At 63.9% G+C, this 18,366-nt stretch carries 17 protein-coding genes and 1 pseudogene; 13 read left to right on the top strand and 5 right to left on the bottom strand.

The features are described 5' to 3' along the window. Positions 1-101: 101 nt before the first annotated feature. Positions 102-1,346, top strand: a complete 1,245-nt coding sequence (locus ON32_RS11370; protein ID WP_157224167.1) for a hypothetical protein — start codon at positions 102-104, stop codon at positions 1,344-1,346. On the opposite strand, the gene ON32_RS11365 is transcribed toward ON32_RS11370, so the two are convergent. Beyond that, on the bottom strand, positions 1,298-1,939 hold the full coding sequence (locus tag ON32_RS11365; protein WP_040790823.1) for a DUF3159 domain-containing protein: 642 nt from the start codon (positions 1,937-1,939) through the stop codon (positions 1,298-1,300). The genes ON32_RS11370 and ON32_RS11365 overlap by 49 nt on opposite strands. 360 nt (positions 1,940-2,299) lie before the next feature. Here ON32_RS11365 and ON32_RS11360 point away from each other — a divergent pair, with 360 nt between their 5' ends. The 4 genes from ON32_RS11360 to ON32_RS11350 all read left to right on the top strand — a co-directional run bounded on the left by ON32_RS11360 (position 2,300) and on the right by ON32_RS11350 (position 5,578). Continuing rightward, the gene (locus ON32_RS11360) at positions 2,300-2,746 is read left to right on the top strand and encodes a MarR family winged helix-turn-helix transcriptional regulator (RefSeq protein ID WP_051133129.1); all 447 of its coding nucleotides are present in this window, start codon (positions 2,300-2,302) and stop codon (positions 2,744-2,746) included. 71 nt (positions 2,747-2,817) lie between these two features. Continuing rightward, positions 2,818-3,531 carry a terpene synthase family protein gene (locus tag ON32_RS30835; protein ID WP_373284291.1) on the top strand — a complete coding sequence of 238 codons (714 nt, stop codon included), beginning with the start codon at positions 2,818-2,820 and terminating at the stop codon, positions 3,529-3,531. Continuing rightward, positions 3,485-4,561 (top strand): aminotransferase class V-fold PLP-dependent enzyme, encoded by a 1,077-nt coding sequence (locus ON32_RS27025; RefSeq protein WP_157224165.1) that lies wholly within the window; start codon positions 3,485-3,487, stop codon positions 4,559-4,561. The genes ON32_RS30835 and ON32_RS27025 overlap by 47 nt, the downstream gene beginning before the upstream one ends. 330 nt (positions 4,562-4,891) lie before the next feature. Then, positions 4,892-5,578 (top strand): PLP-dependent lyase/thiolase, encoded by a 687-nt coding sequence (locus tag ON32_RS11350; RefSeq protein WP_040790821.1) that lies wholly within the window; start codon positions 4,892-4,894, stop codon positions 5,576-5,578. Here ON32_RS11350 and ON32_RS11345 read toward each other — a convergent pair. After that, positions 5,513-6,574: a GlxA family transcriptional regulator gene (locus tag ON32_RS11345; protein WP_083874331.1), complete on the bottom strand. Its 1,062-nt coding sequence runs from the start codon at positions 6,572-6,574 to the stop codon at positions 5,513-5,515. The genes ON32_RS11350 and ON32_RS11345 overlap by 66 nt on opposite strands. A 267-nt stretch (positions 6,575-6,841) precedes the next feature. Here ON32_RS11345 and ON32_RS11340 point away from each other — a divergent pair, with 267 nt between their 5' ends. Then, entirely contained in the window at positions 6,842-7,570 is a 729-nt protein-coding gene (locus ON32_RS11340) for a DJ-1/PfpI family protein (RefSeq protein WP_040790820.1), read from the top strand. Positions 7,571-7,969: 399 nt separating this feature from the next. Further along, positions 7,970-9,487 (top strand): acyl-CoA synthetase, encoded by a 1,518-nt coding sequence (locus tag ON32_RS11335; RefSeq protein ID WP_040790819.1) that lies wholly within the window; start codon positions 7,970-7,972, stop codon positions 9,485-9,487. 90 nt (positions 9,488-9,577) lie between these two features. Here ON32_RS11335 and ON32_RS11330 read toward each other — a convergent pair whose 3' ends face one another. Further along, complete coding sequence (locus ON32_RS11330; protein ID WP_245550960.1) at positions 9,578-10,354, bottom strand: PP2C family protein-serine/threonine phosphatase; 777 nt, start codon at positions 10,352-10,354, stop codon at positions 9,578-9,580. A 459-nt stretch (positions 10,355-10,813) separates the two neighbouring features. On the opposite strand from ON32_RS11330, the gene ON32_RS11325 reads away from it, so the two are divergent. From ON32_RS11325 to ON32_RS30030, 4 genes are all read left to right on the top strand, one after another. Then, entirely contained in the window at positions 10,814-11,557 is a 744-nt protein-coding gene (locus ON32_RS11325; RefSeq protein ID WP_040790818.1) for an SDR family oxidoreductase, read from the top strand. Positions 11,558-11,580: 23 nt separating this feature from the next. Then, positions 11,581-11,838 carry a hypothetical protein gene (locus ON32_RS11320; protein ID WP_040790817.1) on the top strand — a complete coding sequence of 86 codons (258 nt, stop codon included), beginning with the start codon at positions 11,581-11,583 and terminating at the stop codon, positions 11,836-11,838. Between the two features lie 82 nt (positions 11,839-11,920). After that, positions 11,921-12,550, top strand: a complete 630-nt coding sequence (locus ON32_RS11315) for a TetR-like C-terminal domain-containing protein (RefSeq protein WP_051133140.1) — start codon at positions 11,921-11,923, stop codon at positions 12,548-12,550. 48 nt (positions 12,551-12,598) lie between these two features. After that, positions 12,599-12,856 carry a nuclear transport factor 2 family protein gene (locus ON32_RS30030; RefSeq protein ID WP_245550959.1) on the top strand — a complete coding sequence of 86 codons (258 nt, stop codon included), beginning with the start codon at positions 12,599-12,601 and terminating at the stop codon, positions 12,854-12,856. Here ON32_RS30030 and ON32_RS30025 read toward each other — a convergent pair. Continuing rightward, a complete protein-coding gene (locus ON32_RS30025; protein ID WP_245550975.1) occupies positions 12,844-13,059 on the bottom strand; it encodes a hypothetical protein in 216 nt (71 codons plus the stop codon). The two genes, ON32_RS30030 and ON32_RS30025, sit on opposite strands and share 13 nt — an antisense overlap. Before the next feature lie 130 nt (positions 13,060-13,189). Beyond that, positions 13,190-13,446: pseudogene (locus ON32_RS30020) on the bottom strand (HIT domain-containing protein); the annotation flags it as partial. 271 nt (positions 13,447-13,717) lie between these two features. Between ON32_RS30020 and ON32_RS11305 the strand changes: the two are divergent. Then, entirely contained in the window at positions 13,718-15,238 is a 1,521-nt protein-coding gene (locus ON32_RS11305) for an FAD-binding oxidoreductase (protein ID WP_040790880.1), read from the top strand. 622 nt (positions 15,239-15,860) lie between these two features. After that, entirely contained in the window at positions 15,861-17,507 is a 1,647-nt protein-coding gene (locus tag ON32_RS11295; protein WP_083874330.1) for a (2,3-dihydroxybenzoyl)adenylate synthase, read from the top strand. Positions 17,508-18,366: the final 859 nt, after the last annotated feature.

Genomic DNA, 18,366 nt, shown 5'->3' with positions numbered 1-18,366 from the left:
GCCGGCGCGGAGATGCGCTGACGCCCATACTATAGGCAAGAGGCTTGTCTATAGTGGGTTGTCGAATCTCCAGTTGAAGAGAATGGTCCAGGAGTTTGTCCATGGGTATAGGGAAGACATATGTCGAATCGGGAACCGATGTCGCGCCGGATGGGCGGCGTCATGGCGTGCGGACGGCGATCATCGCGATAGCGCTGGGGTGCGCGGTGGTTGCATCGACCACGATGGGGACCGTCCCGGCGGGGGCCACCCCCGATGGTGATGTCGTGGCCAACCTTGCCTGTGGGTGGAGTCCGCGGATAGGCGCCGATACGATCAATTTCGCATTCCCGGACACCTTTGCCAACTACTGGACGACCTTTCTGCCGGCGATTCCCGGAGCGAGTCTGACCATTCACGGGGCCTTTCCGCACGCGCGGTACATGTCGTACACCGCCTACTCCGAGCGGGATGTGGTGGGGTCACTCAACGACCAGGCCATCGCCGCGGATAGCGGCAGTGTGAACCCGTTCGGTGACGGTGCCGACCGTGAAGGTTCGGCGCGTGGATACACCGTCCGGGTCGTGAGGAGTGCGCCGCCACCGAATCCGGAGGTCAATACTCTCTATGTGGGCGATATCACCGGTAATGTCCCGGTCGCCTACCGGATATATCGTCCCGATGCCGGTTTCGACGCCACCGGCGGTGCAGGACTTCCCCGTCTCTCCGTGAATCTGCCCGACGGAACGCACCGGGACCTGCCCGAGTGCATCGCGCCGACCGCGTCCCACGACCCTCATGCCCCGCACTCGTCCGGACAGGTGATGCGGTCGTCCGGGCGAAAGACGCCACCACACGCGCCGGACTGGCAACCGTTCGCCGGTGGTGGCCTCTATTCCAACCCGGACAACAAGTATCTCGCCACCTTGCTCGAACCGGGTCGGGTGGCGGTGATCCAGGCAAGGATGCCGAGCACTCCAGCCACATATCACAAACAGCCGGTCATGGGCTCGGGTCAGGTGCGGTACTGGTCGCTGTGCAGCAACAACCCCGCATCGACCGCCGTGACCGCATGTGTTGTCGACGACGAGACGACCCTGGACTCCGATGGCGGCTATACCATCGTCGCCTCGTCCTCGGGCGATCGTCCGGCGAACGCCACCGGCGAGTGTGGCATCGGATGGCTGCCCACCGACTCCGGATCGGATCTGCTGATCATGCGGAACATGCTCCCGAGCGGTGATTTCCGGCACTCGATCCAGAATGCCGATCCCGCTGACCCGGAATCGAGTATGGGGTCGTACTATCCCCGGGTCCGTTACGTGTCCAAAGCCGATGTCGAGGCCGTGGGATGCCCGGCCCGGTAGGCGGCGTGGCCGCGACGCAGAATGCGTAGGATGACATACACCATGACGGTGAACAGTGGAACGCCCATGAGAATGTGCGCGATCCCCAGGGCGACGACATTGTTCGCGAAGTAGAGCGACACGTGCACCGCCGTACGGATGACGACCACCCCCGCCCAGATGGCGGTGCACTGTCGATAGGCACGCAGCAGAATCCGATCCTTGCGCCAGTCGGGTACCCCGATCGCGGGACCGACGAGTACACCGACGAGGGGGTGGCGACCGAGTAGCGACAGCAAAAGTAGTGCACCCCATGCCGTGCTGCGCAGTATGTGCGGCAGGTAGAAGTCGGTCTCATGGCCGGTTGTGAGGACCAACAGCCCTGATATCGCCACCAGCACCAGGCCGACGGCCGACTGCCGGCGTGGTTGTCGGGTGATCACGCGCGTCAGTACCAGGCCTGCGCTCCAGAGCAGCGCCGAGCACACCGCGAGCGGTACGTCCCGGGTCAGGGAATACACCACGACATACAGCAGATGCGGCGATGCCACGTCCACCAGACCACGCCCACCGCCGACGATATCCCACAGCGATACCTCCGGCGAGGTGATCAATGCGGCGAATGCAGTACGGAGGCGCCTCGAACGAGCAGCTCCCACTGCTCGACGGTTACGGTCGGTATACATCCTGCCGTCCCGGTCGTGTCGTGTACATCGATGCCGCGTTCCCGCGGTGCCGGTGGAACGTGTGACCCTGGGACGTGTTCACGGGCGGATGTCGTGGTCGAGCGATCGGGCCGAGGACGGTTGTCCGTACGCGACAAGAGGGTATCCGCTGAAACGAATCATCGACCATTCCTGTTCTCCGAGGTGTGGCGGGATCGAGGAATGCCACCCGAACGTGGGGGTCCGTTCGACCGTCGGGATCAATTTACGCAAGCCTCTTGTCTAAATGCAAGTGGCAGAATATCTGGGATGAGTGATGTAGCTGCTACTCCTCCATCGGCTGCGCCGCCGGCGTTGGTCTACCGCCTTGCTCGTTCGAGCAGTCTGAGGTTGACCGAGGCGTTCGCCGCCAACGGTATGGCAGACCTGTTGCCGCGTCACGCCCTGCAGCTGTTTCCGCTCCTGTTGGGTGGCGGCCTACGGGCGTCGGACCTGGCAATCCATCTCGGCGTGACACGTCAAGCCGCTGCCCAGGTCATCGGAACACTGGAGCGCGCAGGGTATCTCACTCGTATCGATGATCCCGGCGACCGTCGAGCCAAGCTGGTCTGTCTCACGTCACGTGGTCGCACCGCCACCCGCGTGCTGCGCAACAGTATGCAGGCCCTGGAACGCGACTGGGAGAACACCCTGGGGCCGCAACGTATGGCTCAGCTTCGCGATATTCTGACCGTTCTGGTGAACAAACAGGATTGACCGGTTCTCGGTCACGCTTCACGGGTGATCTCGATGCCCGACCGTCTCATATCCGGAAACCGTACCGGCCGATGCGCGGTCTCCAGGTCGACGAAGACCATATGCCGGGCTCTGCCTGGTTACGGACAACCCAGGAGTGGGGCGCCGATCGGGTACCACGGCCTCGTGACCGTTATCGTCGGTCGACACGATCACTATCCCTGGCAGGGGTGGAATCGAACCGGCCTCCGCGACATGCCCGCGTTATCGGGCAGCCACCGTGGTCATCGACCACCCGCGGCAATGGGCGGATGGCTTCGCCCTGTGCTTTCTCGCCTTCGATCGCCGGTGAGGTGGTCACGGTGACAATCGAGCTGGTGGGTGGCTACGAGATTCCCGACCCGGAGTACAACAATCCCACGATTCGAGCGCTGTCCGAGATGACCGGACTGATAGCGGCATTGGACAACGACCTTCATTCCTTCGCCAAAACCGTTGTCATGGGTGAAACGAATCAATGGAATATCATCGGGGTTGTCGCCGCACAGGACGGTTGTTCGCTCGAGGTTGCTGTCGATCGCGCAATCCCGCTCCGGGGTCGGGATCATGTGTCGATTCCTCGCATTGAGTGCACGAACCGGAAACTTCGGCCTCGATACTCGCCGATACGTCCGAGACCTCGGGCACGTCATCCACGAAAACATCGACTGGGCATCGACCGTGCCACGGTACATGGTCGTCATAGGTGCGGGTCTACCGGTGTCCGGGGGATCGAGCAGCGATCGGCCCGGGATCACGGCGCGTGAGGTCGAACCGGTCGTGGCGCCCGAAGGTTGCACCCCCGAGGAACTCGCACGCGACGAACGGTTCTGGACGCGGGTGGCGAGTCGGTCTCCCACGACTCCCGGCATCGTCAATCTGGAAAACGGCTACTACGGGATCATGCCGGCCCCTGTGCGGCAGGCCTACCTGACCAATATGGACCGGCTCAACGAGTCCAACTCCTACCTGCTCAGAACGTCCTACAAGGCCGAGCTGGAAGATATCGGGCGAAAGCTTGAGCTTGCCGCCATGGCCGGTGCGGCGGTTCTCGACACCTACGCGCGGGCCCTGCATGATCACCCCCGCGTCGGGCTGCTGCTGCTCAGTCATATGAACAATCGCACCGGATTGGTCGTGCCGGTGCGGGAAGTGGTCGCCATGGCCGCACAGCGGGGGAGTGGACGTGATCGTCGATGCCGCGCATTCCTGGGGACAACTCGATTTCACCATTCCCGATCTGGGGGGGCGGATTTCGTCGGCTTCTCCCTGCACAAGTGGATCAATGCGCCGCTCGGCGCCGGTTTTCTCTACATACGTCGGGAACGCTTGGGTGATATCGATCTCGCATTCGGCGACGAGATCTATCCCGCCGACGATATCCGCTCGCGGGTGCACTCCGGCACATCGGACGCAGCCACATTTCTCACCGTGGATACCGCTTTGGACTGTCACGCGGAGCTCGGGGCATCGGTCGAGCAGGCCCGGCTTCGTCGTCTGCGCAACCACTGGGTCGACCGGGTCCGGCACATCGACAATATCGAGATCCTGACACCGGAGGACCCCTCGATGTACGCAGCGATCACCTCGTTTCGTATCTCGGGCCGGGCCTCTCAGGGTGACGATGAGGCCATCGTCCGGTATTTGCTGGAAAAGTACGGCATTTTCACGGTTCGTCGTGGCGGCGTCGACCACGGCGACTGTGTACGGGTCACCCCGGCGCAATTCACGCTCATCGAGCACGTCGATCGGCCGGCCGACGCGCTGCCCGACGTCGCCCGTAGGTTCCGTGCCTGACGGCAATCCGCACGACATCGATCGATGATCGCGCGATGTCGGTCGCGATCGTGCTCGTGTCGGTCGGTGGACGTGCATACGGCGACAGCTGCACCCTGCCCCATCGGTCCCGGGGCCGACGCGGGCTTTCCCGAGCGGCTACCGACACGAATATCACCGGATATTCGCTGCCTTACCATGCGTTCGCCTGTATCGTCAGGTCCCGTATCGGAAGGGAAATGATCGATCCGCTACGTACCATCGGCATGTTGTATCGAGAGATCGATGCGGTCGGCGGGATGAAGATGGCATCCACGCATCTGCGCGCCCACCCCCGAACAGCGTTGGGAGGTGCTGAAACTCGTCGCTGGGTTCGGTCTTCCACTGACCCGAATGGTCGGCCTGAGCAGGGGCCTCGTCTGGAAGACACCGGTGGATCCGCGTCTCGCGCTGGAAAACCTCTCCCCGGACACGGGATCGATCAAGGATCGGGCAGCACAACTGCTGCGTTATCGAGTAGAGGCTCTGCCGGTGGGAACGCGTTGCGTTATCGCCTCATCCGGCAACCACGGCATCGCCTATGTCGAAGCCTGTGGGGAGGTCGAGGTTTCGCTGATGGTGGTGGTGCCTCGTAACACCGCCGTCCTCGCGGTGTCGAAGCTCGTGTACTACGGTGCGGCCGTGATCCGGCACGGCGAAACCTGGGACGAATCCTATGACCACGCCAAACGGCTTGTCCGCGATACCGGTTCACACCTGTTGGATGTCGACGCCCCGGACCCGGTCGCCGTACTGGGAACCGTGGCACACGAAATGTTGACCCAGCGCCCCGATACCGACGCAATCGTATTGTCAGGTGCTGGTGCCTGTCACGCCGACTCGGCCGCGCTCGCGAGTGCCCCCGTCGCGACGTCCGTGTCCACGACGGGCAGGCGCCGGGATGGGTCGGCAGTGGAATCGGGTTACTGCGATTCATGGGCCGCGATGGGAACCGAGGGGCACCTGGGCCGACCGCCGGGCAGCGTGGGCGCCTGGTGACATCGTTGCCGGTTGGTTCGCCTGCCGGTCGGCGTCCTCGTATCGTTGTTCATGTGCCGGGGGATGTCGCTGCTGGAATGCCACGCGGTATGCGGTCGGCGTGGTGCCGACATGCCGGGCGAAGTGATGTCGCATGGTTTCGATCGATCCGAACCCTGAGGCCCGAGCAATACGTTCCACTGCGAGATCGGTGGTCTCGAGTAGCTCGCGCGCGTATTGCAGTCGGCGGTGGACGAGCCACTGCACGGGGGTCGTTCCGGTGTGGGCACGGAACTGCCGGGACAGCGTGCGGGTACTCATCGAGGCTTTCGCGGCGATATCGGCGATCGTCATCGGGGTATCCAGATTGTCCTGCATCCACTGCAAGGCCGGTCCCAGGGGATCGGAGTTGTCGATGGGTTCGTGACGTTCGATGAATTGCGCTTGGCCACCGGCCCGCTGGGGCGCCATCACGATCATTCGTGCCGTATCGGCGGCCACAGCCGCGCCATGGTCACACCGCACCATGTGCAGGCACAGGTCGAGCCCTGCGGCGACACCGGCCGATGTCAGGACCTTTCCGTTGTCGACGAACAGAATGGATGGATCCACGGTGACGGCCGGAAACTCGGTGGCCAGGTGGTCGGCGAGAGCCCAGTGCGTCGTTGCCGTGCGGCCATCCAGCAAACCCGCAGCCGCGAGAACATAGGCCCCTGTGCAGATCGAAGCGACTCGTGCGCCGCGCTCCGCGGCCCGGCGTACCACGGACACGACCCGTGTGGGCAACGGCCGGTCGAGGTCGACGCCGGGGACGATTACGGTATCGGAGTCATCGGCATCGTCGAGGTTGTACTGCGAGGAGATCCGGAAAACCTGCTGTCCGGCGGCGGTCGCCGTCACGCGCGGCTCGGCGCAGACGCGGACTTCGTATCCGGGCGCGAGGGAAAAGACCTGGCACGGGATGCTCAGATCGAATCCCACCACTCCGTCGATGGCAAGTACAGCGACACGATGCATGGCCGGATCTTACGCATAGGTGTCGTTCACGCCACTGTTCGTCCGTGCTGGTCACCGGGATACTCGACTCGCCCGCAATGGATTTCGGGGGAGCGGAACATCTTCACGTACACGATCGTCTACGACGGGGTGGATGGCCGGGACTTCGTCGGTTCGGTGACGAGGGCCTACCGGGAGACGGGGTGAGCACCACCGCGCCCGGGTGGGCCCGCAGAACACGCAGACGAGAAAACCGTCGACGACGAGTAAGGAGGCGAGAAAGTAGAGATGGACAGAAGGCGTGCGCTGCAAGCGATCGCAGCGGCGGGCAGTGCCCCTTTAGTGGCGGCCTGCGCGCCGAGTGCAGGAGAAGATGACACGAGCCCTCCGGTCGAGAACGCTCGAAAAGAGCGACTGCGGGTCCATATCGTGATGTACGACGGTGTCGAGGAGTTGGATTTCATCGCGCCCTTCGAGGTGTTCTGCGCCGCGGGCGTGCTCGCCGACGGCAGTGTCGATGTCGACTTCGTGACAACAGGTCGGACGGGGCTGGTGCGCGCGGCATACGGCACCGAGATCCAGGTCACCAAACCGTGGGCGCCGCACTCTGCGGACATCGTGGTCGTACCCGGAGGCGGCTACACACAACGCGACGAACCAGGGATCTGGTCGGAAATCGACCGCGGCGTCCTTCCACGGGCGCTCGCGGACTGCCCGCGAAACGGCCTCACCATCACATCGGTGTGCACCGGTGCCATTCTGCTGGGCGCAGCGGGACTGGTGAAGGGACGGCCCTGCACCACTCATCACCGCGCCCGAGCCACACTCGAGCAACAGGGCGGTCTGGTCAAGAACGCGCGCGTGGTCGACGACGGAAACTTGGTGACAGCGGGCGGGATCACCTCCGGGCTGGAACTGGCCATCTGGCTGACCCGCCGCGAACTCGGCGCCGACGTGGTGGCCGGATTGGAGGAGATGCTCGAGTACGAGGCACGCGGAACGGTATGGGCTGCATGAACCGCCGGCGAATCCCGGCACGACACCGACCGACCATTTCGCCGGTGGGAGGGCTTCGGCCGTGAAATCGGGCAGCTCTTCTGTTCGATATCGCGGCAGGCGTACCCGAGCACCACGAATACCGTGGTCGCCTCGGAACAGGATTCCGCTTCGAAGGAATCGCCACCCTGCAGCGGTTCCGACCGAAACACTCGAGGAAGATAGGCTCCTATTGAAACCGTGGCCGATCGGCGCAATGCCCGAACGGCGGCGATCGGCCATGGAGCAGCCCCACGCAGGACCGGTGCGGATCCCGGCGGTACCGATCTGTTCCGCCTGCTCGGCCGCGGTGGACGGTATATCGACCCTGGACTATTTAACCCTGGACTATTTAGTTGGACGCCCTATAACCTGCGCTGCATGAATATCGACCCGCGGCAGAGTACCGTCGACGGAATCCTGCGCCGCACCGCGGCGCGCTATCCGAACCGGGTTGCGCTCCGGTTCGGCGACCGGCAGTTCACCTATCGAGAGCTCGACGACTCCGTCACGCGCGCTGCTGCTCATCTGCTGTCCCGTGGCCTGCGCAAAGGCGACCGCGTTGCGGCCTACGGCACCAATTCCGATGCCTACGCCATCGGATATCTCGCGGCCGCGCGTGCCGGGTTGGTGCATGTGCCGATCAACTACGCGCTGCGCGGTGAGGAACTGTCGTACCTGCTCGGTCAGTCGGCGGCGCAGGCCGTCCTGGTCGATCCGGCCCTGACGGACAACCTTCGACAGATACTGGCCGACGTGCCCGCCGAGACCGTCGTGCCCCTTCGCGACGCCGACGGGTCCCTGCTGTCGGTGGCGCGGTCCGGCGATATACCGACGCTCGACGTCCCGGTGGCCGATACCGACCTCGTGCAGCTGCTCTACACCTCGGGTACGACCTCCAGGCCCAAGGGCGCCATGATGACCCACCGCGCCCTGATCTTCGAGTACATGTCGTCGATCGAGGCGCTCGACCTGGCCGCCGACGACGATCCGCTCGTGTGTATGCCGCTGTACCACTCGGCCGCGATGCACGTCTTCCTGCTTCCCTACTTCGCGGTCGGCGCAACCGTTCGGTTGCTGCCCGCTCCCGACGTCGCCGAGATCCTCCGGTTCGTGGAGGAGGAGCGCGTCGGGTCGTTGTTCCTCGCGCCGACCGTGTGGGTGCCGCTCGCCAATCACCCGGATCTCGACACCCGCGACCTGTCGTCTCTGCGTAAGGCACAGTACGGAGCATCGATCATGCCCGTCACCGTCCTCGAACGCCTCCGGAGCCGTTATCCCGAACTCGGCTTCTACAACTGTTTCGGTCAGTCCGAGATCGGCCCGCTCGCCACGGTCCTGCGACCCGAGGAACACGACGCACGTCCCGCATCGTGCGGGCGGCCGGTGCTGTTCGTCGAGACCCGGGTCGTCGACGCCGACGGCAACGATGTTCCCGACGGCGAACCCGGCGAGATCCTCTACCGTTCGCCGCAACTGTGCCTCGGGTACTGGGACAATCAGGACGCGACCGAGGAGGCCTTCCGTGACGGATGGTTCCATTCCGGCGACCTCGTCACCCGGGACGCCGAAGGTTTCATCACCGTCGTCGACCGAATCAAGGACGTCATCAATACCGGTGGCATCCTCGTGGCCTCGCGTGAGGTCGAGGACGCGATCTACACGCACCCGGCCATCGCCGAGGTCGCTGTTATCGGAACCCCCGACGAGAAATGGATCGAGGCCGTGACGGCGGTTGTCGTACTCAAGGACGGACACGAGCTCACCCAGAGCGAGTTGATCGATCACGTCAAACAGCGCTTGGCTCCGTTCAAGGTGCCCAAGGCGGTGCGGTTCGTGGACGCCTTGCCCCGTAACCAGAGCGGCAAGCTGCTCAAGCGCGAGCTACGCGGCTCCTGAACTCCTTGCCTCGGGCCGGTGTGGTGAGCAAGGCGCGCTCCGCTCACGCGCTGTCGGCCCACCCGGCATCGCCGGGTGGGCCGAACGCATTCATCCGTGCCTTTCGAGTGAACCGCTGTCCAGGCCGGTGAGGAGCGGTCCGCCGTCCACGATCAGTGCGGTGGCATTGTCGCTTCCGCCCCTCCGCAGTGCCGTGTCCACCAGGCTGTCTGCGGCGAAGCCGGTCGACCTGTCGTCCGCGAGTATTGCTTTGATCGTGGCGATACCAAGACACCTGTGCACCCCATCGGTGCAGAGCAGTAGCCTGCCGGTGCTCGATCCCGTGGCCGCGTACCCGATGTCGAACGGGCGTGCGGTGCGTATCGATGTGGTGACCATGTGCTCCATCCGGGGTTCGGGCGAGCGCGCGCGAGCCCGCCAGAGCTCGGCGACGGTGTGGTCGGTGGTGGTCTGGTGCAGCACTCGCCCGTTCCACCGGTAGGCGCGGCAGTCGCCGACCCAGGCGATGTCGCATGGTGCGTCGGGTCGACCGGGTGCCGGAAGCACGGCGACGACCAGCACGCTGTCTGCCTCCGGTTGCGGGAATTCTCGTAGCAATTCTTGTTGTGCCGCGAGGATTCCGGCCCGTGCGCCGGTACGGGCACCGACGCGCGCGGCGACCGCGGCACAAGCACGTGCTGCGCGCGCAGCCGTCAGATGGTCGCCGACACCATCGGCCACGACGCAGGCGATGCGGCCCGTCTCCGGGTCGGTCACTGCAGCCACCGCGTCGGCATTGACCGAGCGCGCGCCACGCCTGCTCGACGAACTCCACAAGGTTCCGGTGGGCCGCAGCATCTCGCGGCGGACCGATGCCGAAGTCGTCATCGCATGCATGGCCTGAGCTCCTCGGACCGGATCGTACTCGTGCTGCCGAGCGGCAGCCGTCTTCAGTTGACTCCACCAACCCGTGTACAACCTCAGGAGTTACCTTTGTACATCCTGTGATTTCTCCTCTGGGAACGGTGTACGGAGCCCCCGGGTCCGCCTTGCGATTTCGCCGTCCACGCCGGTATTCACCGATAGGCGGAGTTCGTCATGCCGTCTGCGCGCCGCGAACTGCGGAATCTGCGGTGGGACGTTATCTCACTACATCGCCGAATACATCGCCGAACCGGCCGAGTATTCATCGGTGAGCACACCGGACGGGCAGCTTCTCCATCCACCTGCGGCGGTCTGCCGGCTGCCCGAACGATGGTGGGGAAACAATCGAAAATTTTAATGGACGCATCGTTCATATTGTGCTTATATGGACTTATCGTTCATATAAGCGGACAGGAGTGGATCATGGCCTATGTCGACAGCAGCGCCCGCGTGGCCCTCGTAACCGGTGGTACCGGAGGTATCGGCCGGGCCGTGGTCGATCGGCTCGTCGCCGACGGCTTTGTGGTCGCCGTCCACTACGCCGGCAATGCCCAAAGAGCGCGGCAGATCGTCGAGAAGATCACCACCGGCGGTGGGCGGGCACTCGCGGTCGGTGGTGACGTTGCCGACGAGTCCGCGATGGCCGAGGTCTTCGACGTGGTCGAAGCCGAATTCGGCGGGATCGACGTCATCGTCAACACCGCGGGAATCATGGTGCTCTCGACGGTCGCGACCCTGGATCTGGCCGACCTCGACCGGATGTACCGCACCAATGTCCGCGGCACCTTCGTGGTCTCCCGACTCGCCGCCAACCGGCTTCGAAACGGGGGTGCGTTGATCAACGTCTCGACCAGTCAGACCCGCCTTCAGCACCCGACATACGCCCCGTACGCGGCAACCAAGGCCGCCGTCGAGAATTTGACGCTCATCCTGGCCCGTGAACTGCGTGGAAAGGGCATCACCGTCAACGCGATCGCGCCCGGTCCGACCGCTACCTCGCTGTTTCTCGACGGCAAGGACGAACAGACCATCGAACACCTCGCCGAGCTGGCTCCACTCGAACGTCTCGGCACCCCGGAAGACATCGCCGAGGTTGCTGCTTTCCTCGCCGGCCCGGCCCGTTGGATCAACGGTCAGGTCATCTTCCCCAACGGCGGAATCGTCTGACCGCGTGCCGCCTCCGTGTCGATATGGCGCAAAAACTGAGCGATATCTTCCCCGGGGGGCATACCGTCGACGAGGTCTCCGATGCGATCGTGCGTACCGCCGACCTCCCCGATGGCGAATGCCCCTTCCGGGTGACGATCGACCCGACGAATGATGGCAGCGAGGTCGTATCCGCGGTTTACGACCATATTCGCCACGACTTCTACCACCGGATCGGCATCCAAGAGCTGCTGTCCTCCGGGTCCGGCCGCCGAACCGGTCTCGTCCTGCGAACGCGATAGGAGCTTCCCCATGACCGAACACCAACGACCCCGAACGGGACAATCGAATCGAGAACCCGGAGATCAACTGATGGAAACCCCGATGCGGATTCCGACGAGCCGTGGCCGCGGGCGTCGTCCCGCCGAAGAAGTGCGTGCCGCCGTCCTGCACACCGTCGGGTCGATCCTTCTCGGCGAAGGCAGCGCAGACCTCACCTATGAGCGGGTCTCCCGCGAGGCCGGGGTGAGCAAGACCACCCTTTACAAGTGGTGGCCCTCCATGGGCGCGCTTGCGCTCGACGGCTACTTCCATGCCGTCGAGGAGACTCTCGCATTCCCCGACACCGGTGACATCCGCGCCGATCTTCTCGGTCAGCTCCACTCGTTCCGGAAGCTCATGACCACCACACCCGGCGGTCGGACGCTCCTCGAATTGATCGGCCGGTCCCAGACCGATCCCGAACTGGCAACCGCTTTCCGGCAACTGTATTCGTCCCAACGCCGCCGTCTCGCCGGTGAACGTCTGCAACGCGCCCAGGAGGTCGGGCAGATCCGCACCGACGTCGATGTGCGGATTCTCGTGGACCAACTGTGGGGAGCCGTCTACCACCGACTCCTCATTCCCGACGAACCCGTCACAGAGCAGTTCATCGACGGACTGGTGGCCAATCTCCTCGACGGCATCGCATCATCCGAGTATCGCGACGGTGCCGAGGCCGCAGATGGCTCGTAGCGACCGACCCGCCTCATCCCTGAGCGCCATACCCCGACAAGGAGCGCCATGAGCATTATCGACGGAGTCGCGGCCGTGGAGAATTTCTGGTCGCGCGTATGGCAATCCGGTGATCCCGAAGCCGTCGACGAACTTGTGACCGAGGACTTCGTACTCGTCAACGCGGGTACCGAAATCCACGGGCGAGTCGACTTCAAGGCCTGGGTCCGACGCTTCCTCGATACCGTGCACAACCTCGAGTTCACCGTTCTCGAGACCTTCCAGAACGCCGACGGCACTCTCGGGTCTGCTCGCTATGGGAACTGACCGGACACAACAACGGCGTCGTCGGACTCGAACCCGACGGCAGACCGGTGCATCTCACCGGCACTGCCGTGTGGGACGTCCACACCGACGGTACCCTGCTGCGCAATCGCGTCGAGCGGAACGCCTTCGAACTCCACCAGCGTCTCACCGCCGAGGACCCGGCCCGGATCCACGTACGCCACGATATCGATTCCGGCCGGCATTCGTGAGTTGTGTTCCGCACTGCGGGTAGAGGCCGGTTCGAGTGTTCGGGCCGTGCATCGACACAACAGTTTCTCCAGTGGTCCGGGACGTTCTCGCCCGTGCTCGGCGACAGATCAGTGATCGTGGTGGGTTGCCTGCCGTGCCCGGTCGCCACGGCGGCACCGGCCGGTCCCTGGTCTTGTCGCGGTACGCGGCGTCGACTCCCAACTCCTTCTTCAGCGTCTCGGCGACCCGTTGCGCGGCGAGGGCCAAGCGGTCAGGTCGTCTGCGGGGATGTCGAGCAGATCCCGACTGGGCCGTTTCGGGACAACCAGGAGGTGGCCATCCGAGACCGGGTGGATACCGTGTACGGCTCTCGGCCGTGTCGGTTGCTCGATCGTGACCATTGGCGGGCCCGGGACGGATACGAGGGTGAACGGACCACCGAAACCGTCCCCAGAAGTGCAGGAGGGCAGTAACGGTCGCGACGTCATCAGCGCAATTCCCCCTGGTCGGAGCGAAATCTCAGATCACAGCGTTGAAGAAAGAAGTGTCAGGACAGCGCCCGGACACCGTTTCCGAAGAAGAACCACGTCCACGAGACATTGCCCGACGCTCGAGGGGTAGAGCTCATATGGCAGCCGGTACTGGTGTGGTCCGATGGAAAGGATGGGGACCGTGAGCGATCTTTCTCGCCGTGATCTGCTCAGGACGTCGGCGGCCGGCGTCGGAGCAGTCGTCGTCTCGGGCTTTACGGCCGCGGATACGCGGAATGGCGCGGGGGCGAGCACCCCGGCAATTGTGGCCGCGGGCCACCCGAGTAAAAGCCCGGTATGCCCGCCCGCAATGCTGACCGGACACATCGTCCGCCCCGATGACGCGTCGTATACGGAGGCGCGACTCGGCTGGGACCAGCTCTTTTCGCACTACCCGATGGTCATCGCCTTTGCACAGAACACCCGGGACGTGGTGAACGCCCTGACGTGGGCACGGCAGCACGACGTCGCGTTGCGGGTGCGCAGCGGTCGGCACGCCCTCGAAGGCTGGTCGAACGTCGATAACGGCATCGTGATCGATGTCGGTCGGTTGAAGTCGGTGGAGGTCGACCCCGGTGCTCGTACCGTGACGGTCGGTTCGGGGCTGAACCAACTGGAAGCAGTGACGACACTCGCGAAACAGAACCTTGCGGTCACCACTGGGAGCGAGGGCAGTGTGAGCCTGTGCGGTGCGACGCTCGGCGGTGGCCTCGGGCCTCTCAACCGATGGCTCGGCATGGCCTGCGACAGCCTGATGGCTGCCGAGGTCGTCGTGCCGTCGGGTCATGACTGCGCCGAGGTGATCACCGTGGACCCACAGCATCACTCGGACCTGCTCTGGGCGCTTCGTGGGGCGGGAAACGGCAACTTCGGGATCGTCACACAACTCACCTACAAGGTATATCCGCTCGACCACCTCGCCTGTGTGCAGGCGACATGGGATGGGCTCGGTGACCTGTACGGGGTCTTCGAAGCGTGGCAGCGTACGGTACCGTTCGCCGACAACCGGCTGGGGTCCGAGCTCGAGATCCGCAAGTCCCGGATCCTGCTGTCCGCGTGGCTTGCGGAGGGGGCGGCGGCGCAGGCCGGAGATATGCTCGCTCCGATCCTGTCGATCGGCACACCCGATGTCACGGTGCGGGTCGGCAACTGGGGTGACATCTTTGCGGAGGACCAGATCCCGCTCGAGCAAGAGCCCGCGAACTGGAAGTTCTTCTCGCAGTTCGCCGAAGAGTGGTTCCCGAAGAAGGCGATCGACATCATCGGCGACTTCATGCGAAATGCTCCCACAGAGGAGAGCAACTATTTCGTCGATGCCTTCGGTGGGGCGATCCGGAACGAACCCCCCGGCGGCGCGGCCTTCGCGCATCGCGACGCGCTTTTCTATGGCGAGGTCGGCGCGGCCTGGGGAACCCGTTCGACCCAACCAGGTGTCGGCGACCCGCTGACCTCGCAGGCCCAGGCCTGGACCGCCGAGTTCGGGCAGGCACTGCGGCCCTATGTGAACGGTGCCTACGTCAACGTGCCGAACGTCGGAATGCAGGAGTGGGCGACCGCCTATTGGGGGAGGCAGCGTTTCGAGCGGCTGCGCGAGATCAAGGCGAAGTACGACCCACACAATGTCTTCCAGTACGAACAGAGCATTCCGCCGATGTCCCGGTGATCATCTCGGTCCGCTCGGCGGGTTTTCTGCCGGACCACAGCGATGTTCCGATCGGCAGCTCGGTGAAACGGACACATGGACGGCGCGGGAACCGTCTCTCCGGTGAGTCCGTCGGTTGGCGATCGAAGGTGAACTCCGCCGGTGAGGCAGGCCACGCCATCACCGAACCGCGCAGCAGCAACGCATGATCGAAATTCGGATGGCGAATCTGCCGAAGACCCTCGGCCCAGGTGCTTCCGATAGGCGAGACGTGATCGACACTCGATCTCTGGATGGAATCGAAAGGCGTGATGCGCCATCCGAGGAGCGGACAGCTTGCCGAGCCGGCCGACGATCTCGCCGGTTCTCCCGGAGAGCTCGGTGTGGCCCTTTGGGTCATTGGCCGATCATCGACCCTGATCTTATGAATTGCAGTGCAGCGCAGTATATTCGGATCACATAAACGGTATCGTTCTTCCGTGGCCGTGAGTGCTTCCCGGTGCCGTGCCGACCTCACCGATACCGAATCGAACGATGTGTCCACGCGCAGGTTCTCGGCCGAAACGACCTGAGCCCGGGTTCCTTCCGTCCCAGGAAGGCTCGGCCTACATTTCAAGGGGATGAGTTGCCACACGATGGAATCATGACGCCGGACGCGACCACGATACGAGCGGCGGCGTACCGTGCCGCCGGTTGGTGGCGTCAGGAATTTCTCGACGAGTTCGTCCTACGTGGTCACCCATCGGACTCGCCGGCACTGACCGAAGGACGACTCGGGATCACCCGTGGTGAGCTGGACGACGCTGTAACCGCCTGTGCGGCTGCGCTGCGCAGGATCGGTATCGGCGTGGGCGATACCGCGGTCGTTCAACTTCCCAACAGTATCGGTCTGTTCGTATTGGTTCTCGGCTTGATCCGGATAGGTGCACGTCCCGTTCTCACAGCCCCGACGCTGCGGGAGTACGAGCTCGATCCGGTGTTCGCCGCGGCAGATCCGGCGTTGGTCGCGGTACCGGGCGCGCGGCACGGATTCGACTACCTATCGATGGCACGAAGTCTCGCGAAGAGGCATCCTTCGGTACATACCCTTGTCGTTGCGGGCGATGGGGAACGGACAGACGAAGTCGATCTCGACTCGCTGTGGGCGGACCGGGTCGATGGCGCCACGGCCGGTGTCGAAACCAGGTCTCCCTCCGATGCAGCCCTGTATCTGCTCTCGAGCGGCACCACCGGTGCGCCGAAACTGATTCCACGTACCCACGAAGCGTTCGGACACGTGATACGCCAAGCGGCCGCGGTATCCGAATTGGACGACCGAGCCGTATATCTGGCGGCGCTCCACGCGACGCACAGCTTCACATTCGGTTGTCCGGGCGTGCTCGGAACGCTCGCCACCGGTGGCCGAGTCGTGCTGGCGGACCCTGCGAATCCCGAGGCCGCACTGCGACTCGTGGCAAGAGAACGGGTTACGCATTGCGCTCTTTCCCCGGCTGTTCTGCGGCAATGGTTGCAGATTGCCGAAGGCGGCGAGTACGACACCTCGAGCTTGCGCGTCCTCCAGGTCGGCGGTGCGCGACTCGACGAAACGACCGCCGGACGGGCACAGGCCGTTCTCGGCGGCCGGATACAACAGGTATACGGGATGAGCGAAGGACTGCTCAATTTCACTCGTCTCGACGATCCGCCCGAGGTGATTTTCGGAACACAGGGCAGGCCGTCGTCTCCCGGTGACGAAACTCTGATCGTGGATACGAATGGAAAACCGGTACCGGCGGGCGAAACCGGTGAACTGCTCGCTCGCGGCCCCGGGGTGATCAGCGGCTACCACGCAAGAGTCGCGGCCGAATCGTTCGACACGGCCGGTTTCTATCACACCGGCGACCTGGTGCGTACCGACGCAGCAGGCAATTTCGTGGTGATGGGTCGAGTCAAGGACGTAATCAACCGGGGCGGCAACAAAATTTCGGCCGACGAACTGGAAGCCTTGGTGCTCCGACATCCCGGAATCCGGGAAGCAGCAGCCGTGTCCATGCCGCACGCCGTATTCGGTGAGGTCGTCTGCCTGTACATCGTGTCGTCACGCAATGGTGACGTGGGATTGCACGAAATACGCCGATTCCTCGACGGTCACGGAGTGGCGCGGTTCAAACTGCCGGAACGGGTCGTCGAAGTGGATGCGTTACCCCGTATAGGGGTGGGAAAAGTGAACAAGAAGGCGCTCCGCGCCGACATCATCGCCCGGTTGGACCGCGAGTCCGAACTCGATTATGGCGGTGGCGAGGCCGAATAGACCATCGGTCCTTTGCAATCCGTGCGGTCATGAGTCCGTCACCGATCGTGTGCATCTGTGGATCGCCGAATATCTCGTGGAGCTCCTCGGCGTCGTACTGCCCGCACGGTCGCAGCACCAACTGGGGGTGTCGATCGTCAGGAGCTGCGTCGAGGCCGTCGTCACCGGTCCGGTCGGCGAAGAACTTCGCTGCGAAGTGGCGATAGAGCACATACTCCGACGCACCGGTCCATTTGGTGTGTTCTGTCGTCGTCAGGAACGCCTCCCAGAACGGCCGTTGATGTCGATCCTCCACCCGTCGCATCAGATCCGCGAGGATTTGCCTGTCGAAAACCATGTGGTGCTGCGTTCCACTGTATGGGTCGACCGGACGCCACTCGGCGAGCAGCCGGGTTGCCGCGATGATCGCGGAATGGCGGTCGGGATCGTGTGCCGACGGGTGTCGAGGCGTCATTGCAGCGGGTACCCGAGTGCCGGACAGGATCTACCGTCGTTGTCGACGAACACGACCCCGTCGACGAACGCGTAATCCGCGTCGAGTACAGGATGTGCCGCCCCGCACCGGGCAGGATGCGGAAGTGCCATCGCCTCACCACCTGCGGGTGAAATCTGTGCAGTGTGCGGATGCCGAGTAGTGGTCATCGGTTCTGGCGCCGCCGCGATCCGATGGAGATTCTCACGGCCTTCGCTGTGGTTCGGGTGTCGAGCTGCGTTATGGAACGGTGGTAACCGACTTCACGCCTGTCGATGGGCGGGCCTGGACTCGTGCATCACAACGGGGAAACCACCACGATCACCGATGAGTTGATCATCGTGGCGGATGAAGTGGCGGATGAAATCGAGATGCTCCCATGGTACT

This window comes from Nocardia paucivorans NBRC 100373 (assembly GCF_000308675.1).
Classification (GTDB): Bacteria; Actinomycetota; Actinomycetes; order Mycobacteriales; family Mycobacteriaceae; genus Nocardia; species Nocardia paucivorans.
Note: the sequence above shows the minus strand (reverse complement) of the source record. Positions and strands in the feature narration are given on the sequence as shown.